24 protein-coding genes are annotated in these 24,708 nt (G+C 63.7%); 12 read left to right on the top strand and 12 right to left on the bottom strand.

Features of this window, described 5'->3' with window-relative positions:
• Positions 1-14 precede the first annotated feature (14 nt).
• The 7 genes from D0T21_RS20105 to D0T21_RS20075 all read right to left on the bottom strand — a co-directional run bounded on the left by D0T21_RS20105 (position 15) and on the right by D0T21_RS20075 (position 6,423).
• Positions 15-407 (bottom strand): EF-hand domain-containing protein, encoded by a 393-nt coding sequence (locus tag D0T21_RS20105; protein ID WP_229211569.1) that lies wholly within the window; start codon positions 405-407, stop codon positions 15-17.
• Between the two features lie 41 nt (positions 408-448).
• Positions 449-2,038 carry a S10 family peptidase gene (locus D0T21_RS20100; RefSeq protein ID WP_199538510.1) on the bottom strand — a complete coding sequence of 530 codons (1,590 nt, stop codon included), beginning with the start codon at positions 2,036-2,038 and terminating at the stop codon, positions 449-451.
• Positions 2,039-2,096: 58 nt separating this feature from the next.
• The gene (locus tag D0T21_RS20095) at positions 2,097-2,576 is read right to left on the bottom strand and encodes a nucleoside deaminase (RefSeq protein ID WP_116991130.1); all 480 of its coding nucleotides are present in this window, start codon (positions 2,574-2,576) and stop codon (positions 2,097-2,099) included.
• Positions 2,573-3,595, bottom strand: coding sequence for an aromatic ring-hydroxylating dioxygenase subunit alpha (locus D0T21_RS20090; protein WP_116991129.1), 1,023 nt, complete (start codon positions 3,593-3,595; stop codon positions 2,573-2,575). The genes D0T21_RS20095 and D0T21_RS20090 overlap by 4 nt, the downstream gene beginning before the upstream one ends.
• Positions 3,592-4,674: a BMP family ABC transporter substrate-binding protein gene (locus D0T21_RS20085; RefSeq protein WP_116991128.1), complete on the bottom strand. Its 1,083-nt coding sequence runs from the start codon at positions 4,672-4,674 to the stop codon at positions 3,592-3,594. Before D0T21_RS20085 ends, D0T21_RS20090 begins: the two co-directional genes overlap by 4 nt.
• A 20-nt stretch (positions 4,675-4,694) precedes the next feature.
• Positions 4,695-5,546, bottom strand: a complete 852-nt coding sequence (locus D0T21_RS20080) for an outer envelope protein (protein WP_116991425.1) — start codon at positions 5,544-5,546, stop codon at positions 4,695-4,697.
• Positions 5,547-5,670: 124 nt separating this feature from the next.
• Entirely contained in the window at positions 5,671-6,423 is a 753-nt protein-coding gene (locus D0T21_RS20075) for a GntR family transcriptional regulator (RefSeq protein ID WP_116991127.1), read from the bottom strand.
• A 276-nt stretch (positions 6,424-6,699) separates the two neighbouring features.
• On the opposite strand from D0T21_RS20075, the gene D0T21_RS20070 reads away from it, so the two are divergent.
• From D0T21_RS20070 to D0T21_RS20050, 5 genes are all read left to right on the top strand, one after another.
• Entirely contained in the window at positions 6,700-8,241 is a 1,542-nt protein-coding gene (locus tag D0T21_RS20070; RefSeq protein ID WP_116991126.1) for an ABC transporter ATP-binding protein, read from the top strand.
• Positions 8,228-9,316, top strand: coding sequence for an ABC transporter permease (locus D0T21_RS20065; RefSeq protein WP_116991125.1), 1,089 nt, complete (start codon positions 8,228-8,230; stop codon positions 9,314-9,316). Before D0T21_RS20070 ends, D0T21_RS20065 begins: the two co-directional genes overlap by 14 nt.
• Positions 9,313-10,239 (top strand): ABC transporter permease, encoded by a 927-nt coding sequence (locus D0T21_RS20060; RefSeq protein ID WP_116991124.1) that lies wholly within the window; start codon positions 9,313-9,315, stop codon positions 10,237-10,239. Before D0T21_RS20065 ends, D0T21_RS20060 begins: the two co-directional genes overlap by 4 nt.
• 196 nt (positions 10,240-10,435) lie before the next feature.
• Entirely contained in the window at positions 10,436-12,082 is a 1,647-nt protein-coding gene (locus D0T21_RS20055) for a PAS domain-containing methyl-accepting chemotaxis protein (protein ID WP_116991123.1), read from the top strand.
• A gap of 42 nt (positions 12,083-12,124) precedes the next feature.
• Complete coding sequence (locus D0T21_RS20050) at positions 12,125-12,439, top strand: 2Fe-2S iron-sulfur cluster-binding protein (protein ID WP_116991122.1); 315 nt, start codon at positions 12,125-12,127, stop codon at positions 12,437-12,439.
• Here the strand turns inward: D0T21_RS20050 and D0T21_RS20045 are convergent.
• Positions 12,372-13,286, bottom strand: coding sequence for an AraC family transcriptional regulator (locus D0T21_RS20045; RefSeq protein WP_116991121.1), 915 nt, complete (start codon positions 13,284-13,286; stop codon positions 12,372-12,374). The two genes, D0T21_RS20050 and D0T21_RS20045, sit on opposite strands and share 68 nt — an antisense overlap.
• A gap of 110 nt (positions 13,287-13,396) precedes the next feature.
• Between D0T21_RS20045 and D0T21_RS20040 the strand changes: the two genes are divergently transcribed.
• A complete protein-coding gene (locus tag D0T21_RS20040; protein WP_116991120.1) occupies positions 13,397-13,933 on the top strand; it encodes a carboxymuconolactone decarboxylase family protein in 537 nt (178 codons plus the stop codon).
• Here D0T21_RS20040 and D0T21_RS20035 read toward each other — a convergent pair.
• Entirely contained in the window at positions 13,930-14,250 is a 321-nt protein-coding gene (locus tag D0T21_RS20035; RefSeq protein WP_116991119.1) for a hypothetical protein, read from the bottom strand. The two genes, D0T21_RS20040 and D0T21_RS20035, sit on opposite strands and share 4 nt — an antisense overlap.
• 88 nt (positions 14,251-14,338) lie before the next feature.
• Here D0T21_RS20035 and D0T21_RS20030 point away from each other — a divergent pair, with 88 nt between their 5' ends.
• Positions 14,339-14,608, top strand: coding sequence for a MoaD/ThiS family protein (locus tag D0T21_RS20030; protein WP_116991118.1), 270 nt, complete (start codon positions 14,339-14,341; stop codon positions 14,606-14,608).
• 1 nt (position 14,609) lies between these two features.
• Positions 14,610-15,698 (top strand): exo-alpha-sialidase, encoded by a 1,089-nt coding sequence (locus tag D0T21_RS20025; protein ID WP_116991117.1) that lies wholly within the window; start codon positions 14,610-14,612, stop codon positions 15,696-15,698.
• Position 15,699: 1 nt separating this feature from the next.
• Here the strand turns inward: D0T21_RS20025 and D0T21_RS20020 are convergent, their stop codons facing one another.
• On the bottom strand, positions 15,700-16,305 hold the full coding sequence (locus tag D0T21_RS20020) for a TetR/AcrR family transcriptional regulator (RefSeq protein WP_116991116.1): 606 nt from the start codon (positions 16,303-16,305) through the stop codon (positions 15,700-15,702).
• Between the two features lie 87 nt (positions 16,306-16,392).
• Here D0T21_RS20020 and D0T21_RS20015 point away from each other — a divergent pair, with 87 nt between their 5' ends.
• Positions 16,393-17,457, top strand: a complete 1,065-nt coding sequence (locus D0T21_RS20015) for an MBL fold metallo-hydrolase (protein ID WP_116991115.1) — start codon at positions 16,393-16,395, stop codon at positions 17,455-17,457.
• A 3-nt stretch (positions 17,458-17,460) separates the two neighbouring features.
• Here the strand turns inward: D0T21_RS20015 and D0T21_RS20010 are convergent, their stop codons facing one another.
• Together D0T21_RS20010 and D0T21_RS20005 are read right to left on the bottom strand one after the other, a co-directional pair.
• A complete protein-coding gene (locus D0T21_RS20010) occupies positions 17,461-17,802 on the bottom strand; it encodes a hypothetical protein (RefSeq protein WP_116991114.1) in 342 nt (113 codons plus the stop codon).
• Positions 17,803-17,936: 134 nt separating this feature from the next.
• Complete coding sequence (locus tag D0T21_RS20005) at positions 17,937-20,411, bottom strand: TonB-dependent receptor (RefSeq protein ID WP_116991113.1); 2,475 nt, start codon at positions 20,409-20,411, stop codon at positions 17,937-17,939.
• Positions 20,412-20,640: 229 nt separating this feature from the next.
• On the opposite strand from D0T21_RS20005, the gene D0T21_RS20000 reads away from it, so the two are divergent.
• The 3 genes from D0T21_RS20000 (at position 20,641) to pgmB (ending at position 24,707) form a co-directional block, all read left to right on the top strand.
• A complete protein-coding gene (locus D0T21_RS20000; protein ID WP_116991112.1) occupies positions 20,641-21,648 on the top strand; it encodes a LacI family DNA-binding transcriptional regulator in 1,008 nt (335 codons plus the stop codon).
• Positions 21,649-21,744: 96 nt separating this feature from the next.
• Positions 21,745-24,069, top strand: coding sequence for a glycoside hydrolase family 65 protein (locus D0T21_RS19995; RefSeq protein ID WP_229211568.1), 2,325 nt, complete (start codon positions 21,745-21,747; stop codon positions 24,067-24,069).
• Positions 24,066-24,707, top strand: coding sequence for a beta-phosphoglucomutase (gene pgmB, locus D0T21_RS19990; protein ID WP_116991110.1), 642 nt, complete (start codon positions 24,066-24,068; stop codon positions 24,705-24,707). The genes D0T21_RS19995 and pgmB overlap by 4 nt, the downstream gene beginning before the upstream one ends.
• Position 24,708 lies beyond the last annotated feature (1 nt).

The following is a 24,708-nucleotide window of genomic DNA, read 5'->3' as shown; positions in this document are numbered from 1 at the left end:
AAGAAGCGCGCCGCTCAACGCGAGCGCGCTTCTTCGCGGCGCTGGATGATGAAGGTCTTCAAGTCTTCGAAGGTGACCACGCCGCGCTGGGCGCTGTCGATATGGTCGAAGTTTTTCTCGATGAAGCCCAGGCCGGCCTTGTGCGCTTCTTCGCGGCTCAGGCTGCCGCTGCCGTCCAGGTCGGCTTCCTCAAAACGTCGTTTCAGTTTCTGCATGGCCTGGTATTGCAATACCGGGCCGGAGGCGCCGTCGCGCGGCGGCTTGCGCATGGCCGGCGGGATATAGGGATCGGGATGGAGCGGCGCCGACATCATGACCGGCGCGTCTTCCCGATTCGGCGCCTGGGCATGCGCGCAGGCGCAGGCTGTGGCGGCGGTCAGCATGGCAATGTGGACTAGCAGTTTCATGATCGTCTCCCCCGCGCAGCTTGTTGAGCCTGGCGCATGGCTTATGGTGTCACTGTGACGCTGTTGAAGAAATTAATCAAATCCATTTGCTGTGCCCGGCGCGCACTGTCGTCTAGATACGTCATATGCCCGCTTGCATAATATTTGAGCACAATTAGCGGATTTGCACCCAAACGCGCCAGATCGAGTTCGGTCTGGTGGAAGGGAGTGGCGAGGTCGTAGTAGCCGTTGACCGACAGCACCTTCATGGACGGATTCAGCGTCATGGCGGCGGCCAGGTCCGGAATGGTGTCCGGCAGCTGCTTGCCGTCGTGGCTGAAGTTCCACTGGTCGACGATGTTGTTGCTGCTGGTGTAGCCGGAACGGGCGCTGTAGTGCAGCTCGTTGGCCAGGTAGCTCGCGATGCCGTTGACGAAGGCGGAGTTGATGACCGTCAGCGAGGGATCGCCGTCCACCGTCAGCGCGCTGCCGTTGGGCGCGGAGACGCGGGCGTCGTAGCGGCCCACCAGGCTACCCGGCACGGCGTTTCGTTGATAGTAGTCCGGGCCCATGTCGAAGTTCTGCTGCCAGGTCAGCACCGGCAGGCCGGTGTAGGCGACCAGCTGCGCGATCACGCCGGCCGGCGGTGCAACCTTGCTGGCCAGGTAAGCCGTCATGGCGCTGCGATAGTCGCCGGCGGCAAAGCCGCGCGCCTGCTGCACGTAGGCGCTGAAATCGCTGGGCAGCGGATTGCTGCGCTGGTAGTAGGCGCTGGTGGCGGCGTAGGTCGGGACGTAGCCTTCGCAGCTGATGGCGCCCGGATCGAGCACGCCGCAGTTGCTGTTGTAGTCCATGATGGACGATTGCAGCACCACTGCCGCCACCTGCACGCCGGCCAGTTCCAGCAGGTTGGCCAGCACCGCCGTGCGCGGCGTGCCATACGATTCGCCGAACAGGATCTTGGGCGAGGCCTCGCGCTTGTTGACGGCTACGTAGCGCTGCACGAAATCGCGGAAGGCGGCGGCGTCCGCATCCACGCCCCAGAAGGTCTGGTTGGTGTTGGGCGCGATGGCTTGCGAGTAGCCGGTGCCGATGGCGTCCACGAACACCAGGTCCGATTGTGCCAGCAGGGTTTCCTGGTTGTCGACCAGCTGCACCGGCATGACGGTGGCGTTGGGTATGGTGCTGACCAGCCGGCGCGGCCCGAACGAACCCAGATGCAAATAGGTGGAGGAGGAACCGGGGCCGCCGTTGTAGAAGAAGGTGACGGGCCGCTTGGCCGCACCGGCGCCGGCCACGGTGTAGGCGACGTAGAAGAACGAGGCCGAGGCCTTGCCGGTACGGACGTCGGTGGCGGTCAGGTGGCCGGTGGTGGCGGTGTAGTTGAACTGCTGGCCGTTCAGCTGGATATGGCTGGCGATGACGGCGGCGTTTTCATTGGGGGTGGACAGCGAGCCGCTGGCAAGGTTGGAATAGGCCAGCGTGTCGTCGAAGGCGCCGGGCACCGTCGGCGTGGTGGGCGTGACCGGGGGCGTGGGAGTTACCGCCGCACTGGAATCGCCACCGCCGCCGCCGCAGGCGACCAATAACGCGGCGCAGGCGGCAAACGCCGCTGCGCGCAACTCACACCGCAATTTTGTAGAATTTGCCACTGTGCTCTCCACCAGGCCGGATCACAATTATGATCCCGACTTGCATGAAATGCATCAGCTATTTTTTCCAGAATCCTGCGTGGGCCTGCCGCGCCTCGTCCTCGCGCAGTGGTCCGATGACTTCAGTCGGGCGCTGGCCGCGCGCGAACACCTCGCGGCAGGGCAGCGACAGCGTCGGATTTTCAGGATCGCTGCCGGTCAATGCCAGCAGGCTCGCTTCGGACATCGCGTACACCACCCGTCCCACGCCGCTCCAGTAGGTGCCGCCGGCACACATGGCGCAAGGTTCGGCGTTGGCGTACAGCGTGGCCGTCGCCAGCTGCTCGGGGCCGTGGCGCTGCGATGCCTGGCGCAGCGCGTTCATCTCGGCGTGCGCGGTGCGGTCGCTGCTGGAGGCGTTCATCGCTTCCGAGATCACCGTGCCGTCGGCGGCGACCACCATGGCGGCGAAGGGATGGTGGCCTTCGTCGCGCGAGCGCTGCGCCAATGCCAGCACGCGGGTGAGGAATTCGTGGTCCTGATCGGTGGCGTTGCTCATGTTGTCTCCTGATCGTTGCGCAGCACCCCGTAGCGCAGGTTCTGCTGTTTGAGATAGGCGCGGTAGGCCAGCGACATGCGGTCGCAGGCCACCGACACTTCGGCGCCCGGTATCAAAGGCAGCCTGGCGGGGCTCTGGCTTTCCAGGATCGGTCGGTCTTGCAGGAAGATGGTGTCCTGGAACTGGCGCAGTTCGTCGTCGCCGGAGGTGAAGTCGTCCAGCGCCAGGATGATCCAGACGCGGGTAGTGGTTTCGGTCAGCGGTTGCAGCATCAGCGCGATCGCCTCGCGCACACTGTCCACCGGATGCTTGGTCAGCACCGCCGTCAGTGGACGCACCACGCGGTAGGTGTATTCGATGTCGGCGCCGCCGGTGGCGGCCTTGCTGGCCTGCGGCTGCCATGCGCGGCATTGCCTGGCCCAGACGCCGCTGCCGTAATCGGCATCGTCAAAGGTTTCGACGGTGTAGTTGGCGATGGCGGCTTGTTCCTGCAAGCCCAGTATGCCCTCGTGGACAAAGGCGAAATGCGCCATGTCGAGGAAGTTCTCGACGATGCGCGGCCCGCTGCTCTGCACGTCGTACGGGCCGCACCAGACCTTGCGCAAGGCCGGGTCGGAAAATTCGGGAAAGCGCGGCGGCGCTGGCGTGGCCACGGCAGGCTCGCCGAGGCAGACCCACACCAGGCCATGACATTCCTGCACACGGAAGGTGGCGACTTGCGCCTTCAGGTTCGCTTCGCCCAGCGCCGGCAGCGCGGGGATGTGCCGGCAGCGGCCTTCGCTGCCGAAGGTCCAGCCGTGGTAGGCGCAGCGCAGCGTGTCGCCGTGCAGTGCGCCCATCGACAAACGGGTGCCGCGATGCGGACAGCGGTCTTGCCACGCGTGCAGCGCACCGCCGCTGTCGCGCCACAGGGCGAGGCGCGTGTCCAGCAGGTCGGTGGCGGCGATCGCGCCGGCCACGATCTCTTGCGAGAGCGCGACCGGGTGCCAGTCGTTCAACAGGACCGGATCAGGGGTCACTTCGGAATCGAGCCTTCCACGCCCTGCACGTAGAAGTTCATCGACAGCAGGTCCTTCAGCGGCACCACCACGCCGGCCGCGTACTTGACCGCGCCCGACTGGTCCTTGATCGGACCGGTGAACGGCGCGAGGGTGCCGGCGGTGAGCGCAGCTTTCTTCTCTTCGAACACCTTGGCCGCTTCGGCAGGCACCGCGGCGTTCAGGGGCGACATCTTGACCATGCCTTCCTTCATGCCGCCATGGTAATCGCCGGTTTTCCAGGTACCGGCGATGACCGCCTTGGCGGTCTCGATGTAGTAGGGAGCCCAGTTGTTGGTGGCCGCCGTCAGGTGCGCCTTCGGTGCGAACTTGGACATGTCCGAATCCCAGCCGAACGCGTACACGCCTTTTTCCTGCGCCACTTGCAGCGTGGCCGGCGAGTCGGTGTTCTGTGCCATCACATCCGCGCCTTGCGCCACCAGGGTTTCCGCCGCCTGGCGTTCCTTGGCCGGGTCGTACCACGAGTTCACCCAGATCACCTTGGTCTTGACGCCGGGATTGACGCTCTGCGCGCCCAGCGTATAGGCGTTGATGTTGCGGATCACCTCAGGCACGGGGAAGGAGGCGATGAAGCCTAGCGTCTTGGACTTGGTCATCTTGCCGGCGATGACGCCGTTCAGGTACGCGCCCTCATACAGGCGTGATTCATAGGTGCCGAGGTTCTTGCCGGTCTTGAAGCCGGTGGCGTGCAGAAACACCACGCCCGGCGTGCTCTTGGCGACTTTCTCGGTCGGATTCATGTAGCCGAAGGAGGTGGTGAAAATCAGCTTGTTGCCGCCGGCGACCAGCTTGCGGATCACGCGTTCCGCATCCGCGCCTTCCGGCACGTTTTCGACGTAGGTGGTCTTGACCTGGGCGCCGAGCTCCTTCTCCATCGCCAGGCGGGCCTGGTCGTGGGCGTAGGTCCAGCCGGCGTCGCCGACCGGGCCGACGTAGACGAAGCCTATCTTCAGCGGCTCCGCTGCGGACGCGGAGGCGGACAGGCCGATGCTTGCGGCGGCCAGCGCGGCCAGTGCCAGTACTTTGCGACGATTCATCATACGGTTTCCTTTGGACGGAGTTAGAAGTGGTATTCGGCGCGGACCATCGGCGTTTTCGCCGTTGCGCCAGGATTGTTGGTGTCAGGGTTGCCGAACTTGTTTTTCCAGAACTGGTATTCGACGCCGACCTTGAAGGTGTTCTTCGGCGCACTGACCACGGCGCTCATGTCGTACATGACCTGCATGTCGATATTGGTTTCGCGCGCGGTGTCGCCGCCGAATTCGTTCTTGCCCTTGGTGCCGATGAAGTTGGCGAAGCCTTCGAACGACAGCGGAATGCCGACGTTGAACGGGATGCCCCAGGCGGCGGTCAGCATCGGGTGGGTCTTGTAGGCGTAGCGCGGCGTGGCGGCGCCGGTGAAGGTGTTGAACGGCGCGTTGCTCTCCCACAGCGCGAGCAGGCTGACGTCGAGGAAGCCCGGCACGTCCAGCATCAGCGTCGGGCCGGCGACGATCATGCGCTTCTTGGAGTTGTAGCCGGCGTCGGTCTTGCTGTTGAAATCAAAGCCGGCGGTGGCGCCGACGCCGCGCACCGGACCGAAGGCCCAGCTATTGCCGGTGACCTTGCCCAGGTCCAGCGTGTGGCGGTACAGCGCATAGGCTTCATGCGCGCCGCTCTTGGCGCCGGCCGACGACGGGTCCAGTTCCGACGACATCAGGAAGTCGACGCTGAAGAAGTTCTTGCCGTACTTGTAGCCGGACACGCTGCTCAGGTTGACGATGTTCTTGGTGATGTCGTTGTTGTTGAACGGCTCGGCGAACTTGGTGCCGTAGCGGTAGCTGAGCGAGGTGTCGCTCCAGTCGGCGGCGTGGGCGGCGCAGGCGCAGCTGGCGAGGAGGACGAGGGCGGTGCGGGAAGCGAGACGGGACATCATGAACTCCATTCAGTGAGATAAAGTGGACAGTACGGTTTGTAAGAACTTCTTTTGTATCCAATTCGTTGTGGCGATTGGATTCAATCTCATCGACTTCTCTAGCAATTCCTGGGCCACGCCGCTAATACCCGGACAGCGCCTCGGCCAGATTCACTTTCTTGTCCTGCTCATTCAGATGCAGGCGCGCTTCGATTTCCAGCAGGTGGTGCTCGATCAAATGGGTGGCCTCCTTGATTTTTCCCTGCTCGATCAGGGTGGCCAGGTCCTGGTGCTCGTCGTTCTCGCACATGGTGGCGCCGGGCGCTTCGTACAGGGCGATGATCAGCGAGCAGCGCGACACCAGCTCCGCCATGAAGCGTTGCAGCACCTGGTTGCCGGCCAGTTCCGCCAGCAGGATGTGGAACTCGCCGCCGAGGCGTATCCAGCCGGCGCGGTCGCCGGTGCGGCGGGCCTGGTCCTCGGCGTGCAGCGCGGCGCGGATCTGCTTGAGCGAGGCGGGGGTGGCGTTGCGTATCACCAGCGGCACGATCTCCCGTTCGATGGCGCGGCGGGCTGCGAAGATGTCGCGCGCTTCCTCCGGCGTGGGCGAGGCGATCACCGCGCCGCGATTGGGCCGCAGCTCGATGATGTGGTCGTGCGCCAGCCTTTGCAGCGCCTTGCGCACGGTGGTGCGGCTGACTTGATACAGTTCGCAGAAATCGGCTTCGCCCAGGTGGGTGCCGGGAGGCAGGCGGTGGCTCATGACGGCGTTGACGACCGCGCGATAGATGCGCAGGTCGACGGCGGTGGTGCCGCGCTTGGTGGCGGCAGGCGCGCCCACGGCGATGGCCGCAGCTTCGGCCTTGCGAGGTTTGCGTTTGCCTGGTGATGGCATCGATCGATTCTCCGTGAGGGTGGTACTCACACTGCATAAAGCAGGAACCATGCTAACTACATCGTGTACAACGATTGCGCTAAAGCTGTCTTGTATTGTGTACGAAAGTACTTTGTTCTGTCCTCATTTTTGAACGTTGCGCACGTTTTTGGTGAGGAAGTGTGTCATATTTAGTGCACTCTTCCGCCCAAAATAGCGCGTTTCAGGCGGATCGTGACTGGCATGTTAATTGCGTCTGTTTTTGTATTCAATTTGTATACGATGAGGGAAGCGCCGATGACAGAGCCGCGCCTGAAGATGCTGGGCATCTCCAAGATTTACCCTTCCGTGGTGGCCAATGCCGCCGTCGACCTGACCGTGATGCCGGGCGAAATCCACGCCGTGCTGGGCGAGAACGGCGCCGGCAAGAGTACGCTGATGAAGATCATCTACGGCGTGACCAAACCCGATGAAGGCCAGATCATGTGGGAGGGGAAGCAGGTCCACATCCATTCGCCGCACGACGCGCGCAAGCTGGGCATCGGCATGGTGTTCCAGCACTTCGCGTTGTTCGAGACGCTGACCGTGGCCGAGAATATCGCGCTGGCGCTGGACGAGAAGATCGCGCCGGCCGCGCTGGCGCCGCGCATCCGCGCCGTCTCCGAACAATACGGTTTGCCGCTGGACCCGCAACGGCTGGTGCACAGCATGTCGGTGGGCGAGCGGCAGCGGGTGGAGATCGTGCGCTGCCTGTTGCAGTCGCCACGCCTGCTGATCATGGACGAGCCGACCTCGGTGCTGACGCCGGACGCGGTGCTCAAGCTGTTCGAATCGCTGCGACGCCTGGCCTCCGAAGGCGTCAGCATCCTGTATATCAGCCACAAGCTCGATGAAATCCAGGCCCTGTGCGACAAGGCCACCGTGCTGCGCGCGGGGCGCGTTTCCGGCACCGCCAATCCGAAAGAGGAAAGCGCCAAGTCGCTGGCGGAGTTGATGATAGGCCGCGAGCTGCCGGTATGCGTGCACGAGCCGCGCGAGCCCGGCGAGGTGCTGCTGGCGCTCGAAAAACTCAATGTGCGCAGCGACGATCCGTTCGGCACGCGCTTGAAGGACATCAGCCTGGCGCTGCGCAGCGGCGAGATCGTCGGCATCGCCGGCATTTCCGGCAACGGCCAGCAGGAACTATTGAAAGCCATCTCCGGCGAGCGCGCGCTGGCTGTGGGCAGTGGCGCGATCCGCCTGTGCGGGCAGGACGTGGGCAGGCTCAATGCGGCGCAGCGCCGCCAGTTGGGACTGGGCTTCGTGCCGGAGGAGCGCCTTGGGCGCGGCGCCGTGCCCGACCTGTCGCTGGCCGATAACGCGCTGCTGACCGGCTATCTGCCGGCCGCCAACACCGGCATGGTCAAGCGCGGCCTGATACAGCGCGGCGCGGTGCGCGAGTTCGCGCGCAAGGTGATCGAGCGCTTCAACGTCAAGTGCGGTGGCGAGCAGTCTGCGGCGGCCAGTCTTTCGGGCGGCAATCTGCAGAAGTTTATCGTCGGCCGCGAGATCGCGCTGACGCCGAAGGTGATGGTGTTCGCGCAGCCGACTTGGGGCGTGGACATCGGCGCCGCCATGCTGATACGGCAGGCCATCATCGATATGCGCGACCAGGGCGTGGCGGTGCTGGTGTTGTCGGAGGAGCTGGACGAATTGTTCATGATGAGCGACCGCATCGCCGTGCTGGCGGATGGCCGCTTGTCGCAAGTGGTGCGGGCCGCAGGCACCAGCATCAACCAGATCGGCGTGTGGATGAGCGGCGATTTCGATTACCAGGGAGCAGAACATGTCGCGGCTTGAACGACGTCCCGAACCATCGCGTTCGATGATGCTGGCGTCGCCGCTGATCGCGGCGGCGGCCATGCTGGTGACCGGCTCCGTGCTGTTCTTCTTTTTGGGGCAGGAGCCGCTGCATGCCTTCTACGTCTACTTCATCAAGCCGTGGACCACGCTGTACGGCGTCGGCGAATTGCTGCTGAAGGCGACGCCGCTGATCCTGTGCGGCGTGGGCCTGGCGATCGGCTTCCGCGCCAACGTCGCCAACATCGGCGCCGATGGCCAGCTGACGGTGGGCGCGATCGCCGCCGGCGCGGTGGCGCTGTATTTCGACGAGGTGCAGGCATGGTGGGTGTTGCCGCTGATGCTGCTGGCGGGTGCGCTGGGCGGCATGCTGTGGGCGGCGATTCCCGCGCTGCTGCGCACGCGCTTCAACACCAGCGAGATTCTCGTCAGCCTGATGCTGGTGTACGTGGCGTATCACTTGCTGAGCTACCTGGTGCACGGGCCGATGCGCGATCCGGCCGGCTTCAACTTCCCGCAGTCGAAGATGTTCAGCGACTCGGCCACCTTGCCGCTGCTGGTGGAAGGCTTGCGCCTGAACGCGGCCTTCATCCTGTCGCTGGTCGCGGCGGTGGCGGCCTGGTTCTTCTGCAAGCACACGTTCGCCGGCTACCGCATGCAGGTCAGCGGCATGGCGCCTGCCGCCGCGTTGTACGCCGGCTTCAGCGAACCGCGCAATGTGTGGCTGGCCTTCATGGTCAGCGGCGCCTTGTCCGGCATCGCCGGCGTCGGCGAAGTGGCGGGGCCGCTGGGGCAGATGCAGCCGTCGGTGTCGGCCGGCTATGGCTTCGCGGCCATCATCGTCGCCTACGTCGGACGCTTGCATCCGCTGGGCGTGGTGCTGTCGGCGTTGTTGATGTCGCTGCTGTACATCGGCGGCGAGACGGCGCAGATCGAGCTGCAGGTGCCGTCAGCCATCACCGGCATGTTCCAGGGCCTGCTGCTGTTCTACCTGCTGGCGGCGGACCTGTTCATTCATTACCGCTTCAAGCCGCGCAAGCGCCACTTGCCTGTCACCGCTGGAGAACCCGCATGATCAGCACCGAACTGTTAATCGCCTTCCTCGCCAGCACGGCGGGCGCCGCCACGCCGCTGGTGGTGGCCTCGATGGGCGAGCTGGTGACCGAGCGTTCCGGCGTGCTCAATTTGGGCATGGAGGGCATGATGCTGGTCGGCGCCGTGGTGGGCTTCGGCGTCACCTTGGGCACGGGGCAGATGTGGCTGGGGCTATTGGCGGCGATTGCAGCCGGCATGCTGATGTCGCTGATCTTCGGCTTCCTTGTGTTGACGCTGCAAACGAACCAGGTGGCCACCGGGCTGGCGCTGACTTTGTTCGGCATCGGGCTGTCGGCCTTCATGGGGCGCGGGCTGGTAGGGCAGACGGTGGAGCCGATGCCACACCTGCACTTCCCGTTGCTGTCCGACCTGCCGTTTGTCGGGCCGCTGCTGTTCCGCTTTGACGCGATGGTGTATGGCTCGGTGCTGCTGGTGGTGCTGATCGGCTGGGTGCTGGCGCGCACCCACATCGGCTTGGTGGTGCGCGCGGTGGGCGAGTCGCCGCACAGCGCCCATGCGATCGGTTATCCGGTGATCGGCCTGCGTTACGGCACGGTGCTGTTCGGCGGCGCCATGGCCGGCCTGGGCGGCGCCTACCTGTCGCTGGCGCTGACGCCGATGTGGGTCGAGGGCATGACGGCGGGACGCGGCTGGATCGCGCTGGCGCAGGTGGTGTTCGCGACGTGGAAGCCGCGCGGCGTGATGGTGGGCGCCTATCTGTTTGGCGGCGTGACGGTGTTGCAGTTCCACGGGCAGGGCATGGGGCTGGACATCCCGTCGGAGTTTTTGTCGATGCTGCCCTACCTCGCTACTATCGTGGTGCTAGTCATCATTTGCCGAAATCCGCAAACAATCCTGCTGAATAAACCAATGTCTCTTGGCCAAAACTTCAAGCCGGACTGACAGTTGTTGCGTTCATGCACAGCAAAATTGATGTAGATCAAAAACGGACAATAAAAACCAGCAGTAAAAATTCCCTGCGACAATTGGTGACTTTGTTGCGGGGAAAACCTAACTATTCTGGACTCGTTGGCCACTGGCCGATGGCGCTCCCCAAACCCCGGCACGCCCTTTTCCCAAATATAAAAAAGGAACGGCCATGCGCATCAACAGTCCAATCACTCAAAACGAATACCTGATGGACGATGGCAAGACCATCGTCTCCAGCACGGATTTGCAGGGCAACATCAACTACGCGAATCCCTATTTCATCGAGGTCAGCGGCTTCACGGAGCAGGAACTGATCGGCGCGCCGCAGAACATCGTGCGTCATCCCGACATGCCGGTCGAAGCCTTTGCCGATTTGTGGCGGACCATCCGCGACGGCATGCCGTGGACCGGCCTGGTGAAGAATCGCTGCAAGAACGGCGACTACTATTGGGTGATGGCGAACGTCACGCCGGTGATCGAGCAGGGCAAGCCGGTCGGCTACCTGTCGGTGCGGACCAAGCCCAGTCGCGAGCAGGTGCGCGAGGCGGACGAGCTGTATCGCCAATTCAAGGCGGGCAATCCGCGCCGGTTGCGCATCGTCAACGGGCGCGTGGTGGCGACCGGCATTGTGGCGCGGCTGATGGGCATGCTGAAGATGCCACTGACGCGTCAGATCGGTGCGGCCACGCTGCTGACTGGCGGCGTGCTGGCCTTGCTGGCCTTTGCCTTGCTGGGTTTGGACGATGCGGGCATCAACGCGGCGCGCAGCTGGATGGGGGCGCTGGCGCTGGGCGCCATGCTGGGCATGGTGTGGTTTGGCCGCAGCCTGTATCTGAACCTGGCGCTGCCGCTGCGCGAGGCGACGCGCGCGGCGCGCATGATGGCGGGCGGCGACCTGACGGCGACTTTCGCGATCCAGCGCGACGACGAAATGGGACAGTTGTTGGCGGCGCTGCGGCAGACCAATATCAACCTGCACAGCATCATCGGCGACGTGCGCGCCAACTTCGACGAGATCTCGGTGGCGACCGGCGAAATCGCCGACGGCAATCTCGATCTGTCGGGGCGCACCGAGTCGCAGGCCTCCAGTTTGCAGCAGACCGCGGCCAGCATGGAGCAGCTGACGTCGACCGTCCAGCAGAGCGCCAGCAATGTGGCCAGCGCCAATGAACTGGCCGAGCGCGCGTCGGCGGTGGCGGCGCAGGGCGGCAGCATCGTGTCGCAGGTGGTGTCGACGATGGTCGACATCAGCGCCTCGTCGAACAAGGTGCTCGACATCATTGGCCTGATCGACGGCATCGCGTTCCAGACCAATATCCTGGCGTTGAACGCGGCGGTGGAAGCGGCGCGCGCCGGCGAGGAAGGACGCGGCTTCGCCGTGGTGGCCAGCGAGGTGCGCAACCTGGCGCAGCGTTCGGCCACGGCCGCCAAGGAAATCAAGGTGCTGATCGACCAGTCGATCCTGAAGGTGCAGGCCGGCACGGCACTGACCACCAGCGCCGGCATGACGATGAGCCAGGTGATCGAATCGGTGGACCGGGTGTCGCGCGTGATGGAGGAGATTTCGAACTCGACCCGCGAGCAGAGCGACGGCATCGTCCAGGTCAACCAGGCGGTGATACAGATCGACGACATCACGCAGCAGAACGCGGCGCTGGTGGAGCAGGCCGCCGCCGCCGCCGGCAACCTGGCGCAGCAGACGCGTTGCGTGTCGCAGGCGATGGCGGTGTTCAAGTTGCAGGGCGGGCTGGCGGTTCGGCGTCCCGCTGCGGCGCCGGTGAGCCAACCCAAGCCGAGGCTGAAGCTGCTGGCCTGAGGGTTTATCATGCTGGTTTGACACGGCAATTCGGGAACCAGCATGGAGCAAGCGGTACGGGTAACACTGGCGGGACAGGGATGGAGCTTCGACGCGCAAGCGCCGGCGACGGTGTTACAAAGCGCCGACCGCGCCGGCGTGCGCCTGCCCAGTTCCTGCCGCAACGGCACCTGCCGCACCTGCATCTGCCTGAGCACCAGCGGTACGGTGCGCTACCTGATCGAGTGGCCGGGCCTGAGCTTCGACGAAAAGCGCGAAGGCTACATCCTGCCGTGCGTGGCCATCGCCGTCACCGACCTGGTGATCGAGGCGCCCGCCGCCTCCAGGCTCCCGGCCCCACCTGATACTGGCGTTTGAAGGCGCGGCTGAAGGCCGCTTCCGATTGATAGCCCACCGCTTCGGCGACGTCGCCTGCCTGCCGGCCGGCGTCCAGCAGGCGCGCGGCTTGCGCCATGCGCAGTTGCGTCAGCACGGCGGCCGGTGGGGCGCCGGCCGCTTGTTTGAAGAGGCGCGCAAAGGTGGCGCGCGACATATGGCATGCCGTCGCCAGTTGGTCCAGCGTCCACGCCCGCTGTGGCGCGGACAGCATGCCGTCCAGTGCAGCCAGCAGGCGCCGTTCCCCCAGCACCGCGAATAATCCCGGTATCGTCATCGACTGCTCCAGCCAGCTGCGTATCAGCAGCGCAAACAACGCGGAGGCCAGTTGCCGCACGATGGCTTCCGAGCCTGCGCGCGGCGTCTCGGCTTCCGCCTGCAGCATGGCGATCAGGTGGTTCAGGCCTTGTGCGTCGGCGCGGTCGGCGCTGCGCACCACCAGCATCGGCGGCAGCGCGGCCAACAGGCCGTTGGCGCCGTCGTCATCGAAGCGGAATTCGCCGCACAGAATATCGGTGCTGGGACCGTCGCCGACGTTGCCTTCGTAGCGCAGCAGGCCCGGCGCGCTGTGCATGGCCGACGCCTGCGCGGGATCGCCGATGTAGAGGCGGTGCGCGCCGCCGTGCGGGAAGACGATCAGGTCGCCCGCTTGCAGCGTCAGGCCGTCGGCGCCGTCCACCAGCGCCGTGCCGCGCGCGATCAGGTGGTAGGGCGCGATGCCGCTGGCGGTCGCCGCGTGATCCAGCACCCACGGCGCGCCGAAGTGGCAGCGCGTGTCCAGTGCGGTGCGCATCGGGTACAGCGAGAGCAGGTGGCTGAGGGTATCCATGGCAAGCTTGGTTGAGACGAATAAGCAAATTATAGCGATGTTTGAGCATTCATCATCTCATCGGGTGGCCGTAGACTGTTTCCATACCAACTCACCTGAAAGGAAACATCATGTCCCGTCTGACCACTCAAGCTGTCTCGGAAGCCACCGGCCACGCTGCGCAATTGTTCACCGCCATCAAGGGAGCGATCGGCAAGGTGCCCAACGCCTATGTCACGCTGGGCACGAACAGCCCGGTCGCGCTGGAAACCGCGCTGAATATGGATGCCGCGCTGCGCAAAAGCAGTCTGGCGGCGAAGGAGGTGGAGGTGGTCAAACTGGCCGTGAGCCAGGATGCGCAGTGCGACTACTGCCTGGCCGCGCATACGCTGGCGGGAGGCAAGTCCGGCTTGAGCAGCGAGACGATGCTCAACGTGCGCCACCGTCAGGTCAGTGGCGACGCGCGCATCGATGCGCTGGCGGTTTTTGCGCATACCGTTTTCACCACCAGCGGCGAGGTGCCGGCGGAGGTGGTGGTGGCGGTCAGACAGGCCGGCTACAGTGACGCGCAGATCGTCGACACGCTGCTGGCGATTGCCACCATCACGTTCACCAACCTGTTCAACCGCGTCAACGCGACGACGCTGGATTTCCCTGCCGCGCCTTAAGTTTTTGGGCCGTCGTCGCGTTTGCGCAGGCGGCTCAGTAGCGCGTCGGTCGACTCGCTGAGCGGCACGCCGTGGCGCCGCATCAGCTGGATGTTCAGCACCATGTTTTCCAGCACCAGCTTGGCCGCCACGGCCAGCAGGGTCAGGTGTTTGTCTTCCTCGCTGAAGCTCTCCATCGCCTCGGCCATCTCGCACAGGTGGTTGGAGATCAGGCCGCGCAGATCGTGCTCGTCGAACGGCAGGTCGGCGAAATCGATCGGATCTTCCTTTTCCACTTCCTCCATCAGCAGTTCCAGCTCTTGCGGTGTGATCGTCATGCAGTGCTCCGTTAGTTGAGGCATTTTCATTTTAGGCCAAACCGGAATAGAATCGCTAATCCCGTCGATCAAACCAACAAGCATAACGATGGCGCAACTTGTTTTTACCCAGCAACTGGGCCGCTTCATGACCGTGCCGCAGGTGGAGACCAGTGCGGCCGATCTGCGCAGCGCCCTCGACGCCGCCTTTGCCGACCATCCCCGGCTGCGCGGCTACGTGCTCGACGAGCAGGGCCAGCTGCGCGAGAACGTCGTCATCTTCATCGACGGACAACGCACCCGTGAGCGAAAAATATTGAACGATGCGCTCGCGCCGCATTCCAAAGTCTATATCTTGCAAGCTCTTTCTGGAGGTTGACATGTCTGACCGCGCCTACATCGGCACTCGCAAAGGATTGTTTGAAATCTACCGTACGCACGAGGCGTGGCATATCGACCAGCAGCATTTCCTGGGCGATCCGGTGTCGATGGTGCTGTCGGACCGGCGCGACGGCACGTTGTACGCGGCCCTGAACCTGGGCCACTTCGGCGCCAAGCTGCACCGGCGCGATGCGGGCAGCGACAGCTGGGTGGAGGTGGCGGTGCCGGCGTTTCCCGTCAAGCCGGCGGAGTCGGCCGATCCGGTGGAGTGGACGATGAAGCAGATCTGGTCGCTGGCGGCGGGCGGGCCGGACCAGCCGGGCGTGCTGTGGGCGGGCACCTTGCCGGGCGGCCTGTTCCGCTCGAACGACCGGGGCGACAGCTGGCAGCTGGTGGAGTCGCTGTGGAACGTGCCTGAGCGCGCGCAGTGGATGGGCGGCGGCTACGACGTGCCGGGCATTCACAGCATCTGCGTCGATCCACGCGACAGCAAGTCGGTGCTGGTCGGCATCTCCTGCGGCGGCGCCTGGCTGACCACGGACGGCGGCGAAAGCTGGGCCATGCGCGCCAAGGGCATGGTCGCCAGCTACATGCCGCCGGAGCTGGCCGAGGTGCAGCAGGTGCAGGACCCGCACCGCATCGTGCGCTGCCCGGGCGAGCCGGACAAGCTGTGGTGCCAGCATCACAACGGCATCTGGCGCTCGGTGGACAACGGCGCCAACTGGACCGAGGTGCACAGCGCGCCGCTGTCGAATTTCGGCTTCGTGACGGCGGTGCATCCGCAACATGGTGAGACGGCGTGGTTCGTGCCGGCCGAGGCGGACAGCAAGCGCTTCGCCGCGCATGCGGCGCTGGCGGTCACGCGTACCACCGACGGCGGCAAGACTTTCACCGCCTGGCGCGGCGGCCTGCCACAGCAGCATTGCTACGACCTGGTCTACCGTCACGGGCTGGCCGTCAGCGATTGCGGACAGATCCTGCTGATGGGGTCGACCACTGGCGGCGCCTGGCTGTCGGAGGATGGCGGCGGCCAGTGGCAGACCATCTCCACCACCTTGCCGCCGATTTACTCGGTCAGTTTCGCCTAGCTTACCCGGCGTAGGCCAGGAACATATCGACGGTCGCTTCGACCACTTTTTTCTGCATGGCCGCGTCCAGCGGCGGCTGGTTCAGCGTCACTTGCGGCCAGAAGGCGAAGGTCTTCAACTGGCCGGTCAGCATTTGCGGGGCCAACACCGGGTCGGCCTTGAGCAGCTTGCCGTCGGCCTGGGCGGCGCGCAGCCAGACCACGGCTTCTTCTTCCTTGCGGGTCAGCCGCGTCACCATCTCCTGCGCCCGCTCGGGCGAGTGGATGGATTCGGCAATCGCCACCCGCGCCAGATCCAGGAAGTAACTGTCCTGGAGCATGGCCATCTTTTTCCACAGCAAAGCCAGTAACTGCTCGCGCATGGGCACGGCCGCATCGTAGGGCTGCTGTTCCTGCGCCATCGAACTATTCCACAACTCATGCAATATCTGCGCGAACAATTCGTCTTTACTGGGGAAGTGGTTGTACACCGTGCGTTTGGACACGCCGGCGGTGGCGGCAATCTTGTCCATGCTGGTCGATTCGAAACCGCTGACGCGGAATTCTGCGATGGCGGCTTCGACGATGGCCTGGCGTTTGCGGTCGGTCAGTTTGAGGGGCGTGTTCATGGCTTTATTTTACACCGACTAGTTTACTTTTCAAAAAATAAGAACTACACTGTGTAGTGTACATTCTAAACCCTGGAGTCGCCCATCATGACTTATCAATCCGTTATCGCCGAATCCGACCTCGACGGCCTGTCCGTGCCCAGCGCGCCGCGTACCCGCGACGGCAAGTTCCGCAATCCGGTCAAGATGCATCAGATGGGCTTCTTCAAGTCGCTGGGCGTCATGCTGCGCTTTGCTTTCGACAAACCCAAGGACACCGTGCCGCGCCAGGCCATCCCCGTTCATGCGATCACGCAGCAGCAGTTATTGGATGCTCCGGATCGCAGCCTGTTCCGCCTCGGGCACTCGACGGTGCTGCTCAAGCTCAACGGCCATTTCTGGCTGACCGATCCCGTGTTTTCCGAGCGCGCGTCGCCGGTGCAGTGGGCCGGGCCGCAGCGTTTCCACCAGACGCCGATCAGCATCGAGGAACTGCCACCGATCAAGGGCATCATTCTGTCGCACGATCATTACGACCATCTGGACTACGCCGCCGTGATGAAGCTGGCCGCCAAGACCGAGCACTTCATTACGCCGCTGGGCGTGGGCGACCGTCTGATCGCCTGGGGCATCCCTGCCGCCAAGGTGCAACAGCTGAGCTGGTGGCAGTCCACCCACGTGGCCGGGCTGAAGCTGGTGGCGACGCCGGCCCAGCACTTTTCCGGCCGTGGTTTGAGTGACCGCAACAAGACGCTGTGGGCGTCGTTTGTCATCGAAGACCGGGACGTGAAGGTGTTTTTCAGCGGCGATAGCGGCTATTTCGACGGTTTCAAGGAAATCGGCCGCCGCTATGGTCCGTTCGACCTGACGATGGTGGAGACCGGCGCCTACGATCCCCAGTGGCCGGATGTGCACATGCAGCCGGAGGAATCCTTGCAGGCGCACATCGACTTGCGCGGCAAGGTGATGCTGCCGATTCATAACGGCACGTTCGACCTGTCGCTGCACGCCTGGCATGACCCGTTCGACCGTATCGCCGAGCTGGCTGCGGAACGCCGCTTGCCACTGGCCACGCCGGAAATCGGCAAGGCGCTCGACATCCGCCTGCCGCTGGCAGATGGCCGCTGGTGGGATGGCGTGAAGGAACTGGAAGCGGCGATGCAGGCCGCCTGAGGCTCAGGCGACGACGTTGATCAGCTTGCCGATGGTCTCGCCCTGCGCGTTGATCTGCGGCTTGGGCGGCGCCTGCAGGTCGGCCGGCAGCACTTGCTCGGCGCGGGATGGTCTTTCAATCGCATTATTCAAATTCGGGGCTGGCGCCGCCTTCAACGGCGGCGCGGACGCCTGATCGCTCTCTTGCTGGCTATCGCTCAGCGTCTGCTTATCCTTGGTCAGCTGCACCCGGCTTTGTTCCAGCCGGCTGGCGTCCTGGTTCACGCGTGACTGGTCCGTTTGCACCTGCCTTTCGGCCTGTGCAATCGATGCTTGCAGCGCGCTGACGGACGTTACGGAAGCCACGATCTAACCCCTAAGCAATAATTCTAGGCATGATAAGGCAGGATCGTGATGAGCACGATCTGTTTCAGATTAGGCCAGAAAAACAAAAAAGGCAAGGCTAACTGCGCCTTGCCTGTGAGGGAGGGAACTACAGCTTAGAAGCGGTACAGCAACGACGCTTCCCAGGTACGGCCAAACAGCGGACGTGCGTTGATCGGACCGGTGCCGCCGGCGGTCAGGCGGGAGTTGCCTTCCGTCAGGCCCAGCGCGTTGTTGAGATTGGTGCCAGCCAGGCGCACTTCGATCTTCTCACCCAGCGAGAACAGCACGCCGGCATCGATGGTGCGGTAGGACGGCAGGTATTGCTGGTTGGCCTGGTCAGCCCAACGCTCGCCGATCGAAGTGTAGGTGCCGTAGATCTTGGCCGAGTTGCCGTCACCCAGAGGAATCTTGTAGGTCGGCGTGAAGCGGAATTGCAGCTTCGGCTGACGCTGGACGGTTTTGCCTGCGGTATCCGGATTGTCGCGGTATTCCGATTTCTGGTAATCGCCGGTCAAAGCCAGTTGCAGGTTGGCGATAGGACGCACCGCCAGTTCGAATTCCAGGCCATTACCCTTGGAGCCGCTGATCGAATGCAGCTCGCGGCCGTCGGCCAGCACCTGCGAGAAGGCGATGCCGTCGAATTCCGTGTGGAAGGCGTTGATGTAGGCGCTGTACATCTGGGTCGCCGTCTTGAAGCCGATTTCGTACTGGCTTACTTTCGGCGTCGGCAGGATGCCGCGGTCATCGACCGATTTCTGGTTGCCGGCGCCGCGCAGGTCGTCGAAGGAGATGAAGGTGTGGCCGCGGTTGGCGCGCACGAACACCGCCGTATCCTTGGCCAGCTTGTAGTTGCCGCCGATGGTGAAGGAGTTGGCGCTGTCGGTGCGGCTCAGGTAGGTGTTGGAGCCGTCCGGCATCGAGGTGCCGTTGTTGTACACGGTCAGCGGATTGTTGTCGGTGTCGGCCGAGGTCAGGTTGGAGATCGTGCCGCTGATCTTCTGCTGTTCATGGCGCATGCCGAAGTCGACCTTGATGCGGTCGTTGACCTTCCACTCGTCCGAGATGAAGGCGGCGGTGTTGCGGCCGTCATACGAAGCGACCGGCGCGTAGAACACATTGCCGTCGGTACCGTTCTTTGACACGATCACGCCGTTGTTCAGGGTCACGTTGATCAGGCTGGCTTGCGGCACGGCCGACATCAGGTGGCTGTTGCCCAGGTACCAGACATCGCGCGACGAGTAGTCGGCGAAGTAGCCGCCCACGGTGACCGTGTTGTCCTTGCCGATTTCCTTGCTGACGCGCAGTTCGTCGGTGAACGAGGTCAGTTTCTTTTCCACCGACCACAGGCCAGCTTGCACCACCTGCTGGTTGCCGTCGACCGCGCCGCCGTGCACATAGGTGGCGGTGCCGGCCGTGGCCAGCTTGCCGCCAGCCGCCGCGACGGTTGCCGCGTTGCCGTTGGCCGAGCTGATGGCCGCGTTCAGGTAATCGTTCATCGACAGCGGGTTGTTACCGGTGAACATGGCGTTGGTGTTCAGGTCGCCATCGAAGCGGTTGAACTTGTTCGATACGCTCCATTCGCCGATCTTCTGGTCGAAGTCCGCGCCGAACACGGTGGCTTTGAGGCCGCGGCCGTCCGCCAGGTCGCGGTTCAGCGTCTTGCCGGGCGCCGCTTCGATGGTGAAGTTGCGCATTTCACCGCTCATCAAGGTGCCGGTCAGCGGATTGAAGCCGGGGAATTCCGAGATCGTGTGGCCGCCATTGCTGGAGATCAGCGGTACGCCGGTGTAGAAGGCGTTCTTGTCGTCGGTGTTGCGGACGTACATGGTCAGCTTGCCGTCGTCGAGCTTGCGGGTCAGCGTGGCGGTCAGCTGGTGGCCGTCGTCCGCCGGGAAGCCGGCGTCGCGCACGCCGTCGGTCTTGCGGTAGAAGCCGCCGACCGAGCCGTACCAGCCGTCGCTGATTTTGCCGCCGTAGTACATGTCGACGCGGCGCAGGCTGCCAGTGCCGGTGGTGAAGCGCACCGAGCCTTCCGGCGTGTCGCTGCCTTCTTTGAGGATGAAGTTCATGGTCGCGCCGGGCTGGGCGTTGGACCAGATAGTGGACGGGCCGCCGCGCAGCACTTCAACCCGCTCGACGGTGTCGTCCAGGCGGAAGGCCGACGAGCCTTCGAAGAACGACAAGGTAGGCGGCGGGAAGATAGGGTTGCCCATCAATTGCACCGAGACGAAGGGTGAATCGCTGCCGGAAGGGAAGCCGCGCACTTCGATGTTGGCGCCGGACTGGCCGCCGGTCGATTCCGCATACACGCCCGGCACGAGTTTCATGATGTCGGCGGTGCTGCTTGGGGAGGCCTGCTTCAGCTGCTCTTCGTTGGCGGTGGTGATGGAGAAGGCCGAGTCGACCTTGCGCACGCCGCGCGCCGAGGCGACGCCGGTGACGACGACTTGCTGGACTTCGGCGGCGACTTCCTTGGAGGTGGAAGGTTCAGTTGGGGCGGCGCTTTGGGCTTGCGCGGCGGTCTGGTTGACGAGCGTGAGGACGGCAGCCGTGACTGCGGATAACAAGAACGGATTCTGGCTTTTCATGTGGTCTATGCTTTCTTATGGTGTAAATCGTCTCCTGGACGGCGCGCCACCAGCCAAAACAGCTTCCGGTAGTTCCATCCCCATCTTCCACGATTCGTGAAGATGGGTCATTGAAACAAGAAATGATATCGATGTCAATCGAAATGTTATCGATGTCATTTTTCGCGACAAACGAAAAATTTCTGTCATAATGCGTGCGCACCCCCTGTTTTCAACCTATGAGCGATCAATGCCTTCGAATAAGTCTGTAGCCCGCAAAGCCGAAACAGCATTGACGATGGAAGACCTGGCCAAGCTGGCCGGCGTCTCCAAGATCACCGTTTCCCGCGCGCTGCGCGATAGTCCGCTGGTGACGGCGGAGACGCGCGAGAAGATCCGCGTCCTGGCGAGCGAGCAGGGCTACCGCTTCAATGTGAGCGCGCGCAATCTGCGCATGGGCCGCAGTTATTCGGTGGCGGTTGTGGTGGAAATGACACCCGTGCGCGGCCGGCCGATGTCCGATCCGTATCCGCTGGAGCTGTTGGGCGGCATTACGCAGGAACTGACGACCGCCGGCTACAGCGTGGTGCTGACGTCCAAGCAGTTGATGAACACGGCGCCGGTGCAGGGCGCCGATGGGCTGATCCTGCTGGGCCAGGGCTCGCACGGCGAAGCGGTGCGCACCTTGCAGCAGACCGGCATGCCGCTGGTGGTGTGGGGAGCTCCGGAAGCCGACACCGACTACATCGTGGTCGGCTCGGACAACAGAAAGGGCGGCATCAGCGCCGCCGAGCGCTTCATCGCGCAGGGCCGGCAAAAGCTGGTGTTCCTGGGCGACGTCGACCACGCCGAGGTGCAGGAACGCTGCGCCGGTTTCATCGACGCGATGGGCGGGCGGGCGACGGTGCACATCATCCGTCCCAAAGCCTTCACCTTCGAGGCGGGCTTCGACAGCATCTCGGCGCTGTTGAAAAAGAAGGGCGCCAATTTCGACGGCGTGTTTGCCGCCAGTGACTTGCTGGCCATGGGCGCGATCCGCGCGCTGGCCGAGAAGAATTTGCGGGTGCCGGAGAATGTCTCCGTCATCGGCTACGACGATACGCCCGGCGCGGCCAGTTTCGTGCCGCCGCTGACCAGCGTGCACCAGTACCTGCGCGACGGTGGCGTGTTGTTGGCCAAGAAGATGTTGGGCCTGATCGAAGGCCACCCGGTCGCGTCCGAAATGCTGCCGACCACCTTGATGGTACGCCAGACCTAGTTTCCCCCGTTTCCCCTGAATAAAGCCAAAAACGTCAATAAATCGGCTTTTTTTAAAATTCAAACCGCTTTGAATCGCATTTTTAAGGAATACGCTGTGCAACAACACACCTATCCCCTCGAAGCCTGGTGCATCCGCGAGACCAGTTTCGACACCGACTCCCACTTTCTCGACGAGACCCTGTTCGCGCTGGGGAACGGCTACATCGGCCTGCGCGGTACCGGCGAGGAGGGCTACGGCGGCCCGGCCGGCACCTCGCTCGACGGCACCTACCTGAACGGCTTCTACGAATCGGAGCCTATCCAGTATCCGGAAGCGGCCTACGGCCTGGCCAAGGTGAACCAGTTCATGCTGAACGTGCCGAATGCGAAGGGCGTCGAGCTGTGGCTGGAGGATGAGCGCTTCGATTTGCTGAGCGGCTCCGTGCAGTCGTATGAGCGGGTGCTGGACTTCCGCACCGGCGTGCTGACGCGCTCCGTGGAATGGACCTCGCCGCAGGGCCGCAGCGTGAAGCTGCACAGCCGCCGCCTGGTGTGCTTCGAGAACAAGCATCTGTTCGCAATCGAGTTCGCGGTGACGCCGCTGAATTTCACGGGCCGCGTGCGGCTGGTGTCGGCGCTCGACGGCGCGGTGAAGAACCAGGAGGCCGGCGACGATCCGCGCGTGGGTTCGGCGGTGTCGGGCCAATCGCTGCACATGGTCGGCCACGAGCAGAACGTCGGCTTTGCGGCGCTGGTGCAGCGCACGCACAACAGCGGCTTCATGCTGGTCAGCGCCACCGATACCGAACTGACTGGCGCCGATGCGACCATCGAGATCGCGCAGGTGGAGCAGCGCCTGACGCAGACATTTGAACTGCAAGCGCAGGCCGGCCAGACCATCACGCTGAACAAGTACGGCAGCTATTTCTCGTCGCGCGACTACGCCGAGGCGGAGCTGATGTGGCGCAGCAAAGACACGCTGGCCACCGCCAAGGCGGCCGGCTTCGACGACCTGCGCCTGGCGCAGGAGCAGTACCTGGCCGATTTCTGGCAGCAGGCCGACGTGCAGATCGCCGGCGACGACGCGCTCCAGCAAGGCATCCACTTCAACCAGTTCCACCTGCTGCAATCGGTGGGCCGCGACGGCAAGACCAACATCTCCGCCAAGGGCGTGACGGGCGAGGGCTACGAAGGCCACTATTTCTGGGACACGGAGATCTACATCTTCCCGTTCTTCCTGTACTCGAAGCCGGAAATCGCCCGCAAGCTGCTGGAGTACCGCTACGCCGGCCTGCCGAAGGCGCGCGAGCGCGCGCGCCAGATGTCGCATGCGACCGGCGCGCTGTACCCGTGGCGCACCATCGCCGGCGACGAATGCTCTGCCTACTTCCCGGCAGGGACGGCGCAGTATCACATCAACGCTGATATCGCTTACTCCATCAAGCTGTACATGGAAGCGACCAACGACCAGGAATACCTGGTCAAGCATGGCGCGGAAATCGTCATGGAGACGGCGCGCATCTGGATGGGCATCGGCAGCTACGACCGCGAAGGCCGCTTCTGCATCAACCAGGTGACGGGGCCGGACGAATACACGGCGCTGGTCAACAACAACTACTACACCAACGCGATGGCGCAGATGCACCTGAACTTTGCGGCCTCGATCGCGGAGCAGTTGCAGGCGCGGGAGCCGGCGGAGTTTGCGCGCATCGCCGCAGCCACGGTGTTGGATGTGAGCGAGCCGGCCGCATGGCGCCGCGCCGCATCGCTGATGAATCTTCCTTACGACAAGGCGCTGCAAATCCACGCGCAGGACGACAGCTTCCTATCCAAGAAAGTGTGGGATTTCGCCAACACGCCGAAAGAGAACTACCCGCTGCTGCTGAACTACCACCCGATGGTGATCTACCGCCATCAGGTGTGCAAGCAGGCGGACGTGGTGCTGGCGCTGTTGCTGCTGTCCGACCAGTTCACGCTGGAAGACAAGCGCCGCGACTTCGACTACTACGAGGCGGTGACGACGCACGATTCGTCGCTGTCGTCCTGCATCTTCAGCATCATCGCGGCGGAAGTGGGCTATCAGGACAAGGCCTACGACTACTTCATGGAGACCGCGCGCCTCGACCTGGACGACACCCACGGCAATACGCATTACGGCGTGCACACGGCGGCGATGGCCGGTACGTGGATGGGCGTGGCGTATGGCTTCGCGGGCATGCGCGTGGTGGGCGGCGAACTGCATTTCGCGCCGTCGGTGCCGAAGCAGTGGCAGCACTACACGTTCAAGATTCATTTCAAAGGCGCTCTGCTGGAGGTGCACGTGGAGCCGGGCCGCGCGGACTATCGCCTGCTGCAAGGCGAAGCGCTGAACTTTACCCACGGCGGCGAACCTGTCGCACTGACGCTGTCGCAACCGACGCAATCGAGGAGTTTTGCATGAGCCGCTTTAAAGCCGTTATCTTTGACCTGGACGGCGTCATCACCGACACCGCCCACTATCACTACCTGGCCTGGAAGCGCCTGGCGGAATCGCAGGGCGTGCATTTCGACCACGCCTTCAACGAGAACCTGAAGGGCATCGACCGCATGGGGTCGCTGGACCTGATCCTGGCGTCGTCCAAGCGGGCGTACACTAGGGAGGAAAAGCTGGCGCTGGCCGACGAAAAAAACCTGCATTACCAGGAGCTGATCTCCACCATGTCCGCAGCCGATCTGCTGCCGGGCGCGGTGCGGGCGCTCGATACGGTGCGCGCGCGGGGTTTGCGCATCGGCCTGGCGTCGGTCAGCAAGAACGCCTTTACGGTATTGGGCCGCCTGGGCATCACCGATAAATTCGATTACGTGGTCGATGCGGCGACCATCGCGCGCGGCAAGCCGGACCCGGAGATCTTCCTGAAGGCGGCGCGGGAACTGGGCGTGGCGCCGGAGGACTGCCTTGGCGTGGAGGATGCGGTGGCGGGCGTGGCGTCGATCAAATCGGCCGGCATGTTCGCACTGGGGATAGGCCATCCCTTTGTGCTCACTCAGGCCGACGTGGTCATCACGAGCCTGAGCGACTTCAATCTCGAATCATACTAAA

The organism is Duganella sp. BJB476 (assembly GCF_003416895.1).
Lineage (GTDB): Bacteria > Pseudomonadota > Gammaproteobacteria > Burkholderiales > Burkholderiaceae_D > Rugamonas.
This window is presented reverse-complemented; position numbering and strand designations above follow the sequence as displayed.